Source organism: Paenibacillus septentrionalis (assembly GCF_042659865.1).
Lineage (GTDB): Bacteria > Bacillota > Bacilli > Paenibacillales > Paenibacillaceae > Pristimantibacillus > Pristimantibacillus septentrionalis.
Genome location: NZ_JBHSTE010000020.1, coordinates 1 through 1,805, shown reverse-complemented (window position 1 = coordinate 1,805; position 1,805 = coordinate 1). Strand labels below are relative to the sequence as shown.

The following is a 1,805-nucleotide window of genomic DNA, read 5'->3' as shown; positions in this document are numbered from 1 at the left end:
TCTGCTACTGGTCTACGATTCAATACATTAAAGCTAACCGATACAATGTCACTTTCTGCCCCAAATTGATCCTCAGACCAAAGCTCCATTCGATGTGTGCCTTTTTCATCAAAGGTAACGTTACTTAGATGACCTTGATAGAACATTCTCACTTTACCGCTTGGGGCAGTTAAACGCCAGAACGTTTTTAAGCTGCTTCGATCTTCGCTATCGGGATCATCCACTCTGCTCGTAAAACTGTACGATTCATCCGCATAGGCAAATGGCGGAGAGCTTGTAATGACTGCCGTTGGCTTTTGATTCACAACCTGAAAGCTATGCGTCATGTAACTCTCTGCTCCCAATGGATCTGAAGCTCTTAACTCCAGTGCCCATGTTCCTAATGCCTGTTTTCCTAAACCTCGATCGCGAATGCGAAAAGATGCATCCTTCGCTGTGCCTACATTATAGACGTTTCCGTCTCGCAACAGCCGCCAGCGATAGGATACAGCATCTCCATCTTGATCTGGATTGGCTGTTAGGTTTAACACCGTATTAATCGTATCGCGGTACGTGACCGTTATTGGCTCAAATTCAGCTATCGGTGGATGATTGACGATTGTCGCAAAATCACTGTACCAATCCGACCATAAGCCTCCACTATCCTGTACGCGCAGTCTAACGTGGTATTGACCAAGCTGATCATAACCTGCCCTTACAGCTGCCTGCTTCATTTCATTCGTTGTTGGGATGGATGACTTCGTGAGAATCTGTTTGCCATCCCGATACACTTGCCACTCTCTTGCAATCAAGGCATCCCCATCGGGATCATAGGATCTGTCCGTAATCGTAAAGCTCTTGCTCCAAGATACGGTTTTAGGATTAATTTCAAATAATGCAACGGGCGGCTGATTACTAGCTTTTGTTGACACCATTTTAATTACTTCATTAGACCAAGCTCCTTCGATGTCTTTCACCTTTAGCGATAGAAGGTAATCGGTATTGGCTGCCAAAGTTGTCGGAGGCGTACCCTCCGTCCAATTTTCATCATCAAATCGTTTCCATTTCCATACCTTCGTTACAATCCCTTTATTCCGCTGAGAGTACCGATCCAGATCATAAGATAGATCGCTAATGGTTAATCTTCGGCTACTGTTCACCTTTGCCGTGAACTCGGCCACAGGTGCGCGATGCACAAACAATACCAGCCTTGACAGCGAATCCAGACTCCATTGTCGGTAATTTGCAAAGGCGGCGTTGGTGCTCGGGTTATCCTGCACTTGCACGACCATTTCATACTTGCCCACTTTTGTAAATTGCGTGGTTGGTGCATCCTGGTACTGTCCGATCCCTTCCATCAATCCAGTATGGTTCTCATATACGGTGGGATCATGTGTCGTTTTGAAACGTTCATTGATCTTTGGATCTCCTTCAATGTCGGAATAAAACGTATTTATGAGTACATCAGAGCGATAGGAACCCGTTTTTTGATTATAGTTTAGAACAAGTGTGTCTGTTACTCGTTTAGGATTCTTTACTGCTGTTTCACTAATATAGTTTTTGATCGTGTTTTTGATTGAATTTATCGCTGTACTAGTTGTCGTTGTACCATTGCCATTCATCATGGCGATTAAACTTTGATTTCGTGCAGCATTTGCAGTTGTACCAACTGAAATGTAATGTGCATAGTATTGGTTTAGTTCGTTCGCAAGCTCCATCTCATAATCCATACTATCTAACTCTGACATGCTTCCTCGATTGAACATCACCACATAATTGTTACGATCATCGTTCCACTCAATGCGGTTAACCAGCTCAAACAGCTT

At 43.9% G+C, this 1,805-nt stretch carries 1 pseudogene; it reads right to left on the bottom strand.

Annotation, left to right across the window (positions count from 1 at the left end):
- A pseudogene (locus ACFP56_RS21665) lies at positions 1 to 1,805 on the bottom strand (hypothetical protein); the annotation flags it as partial.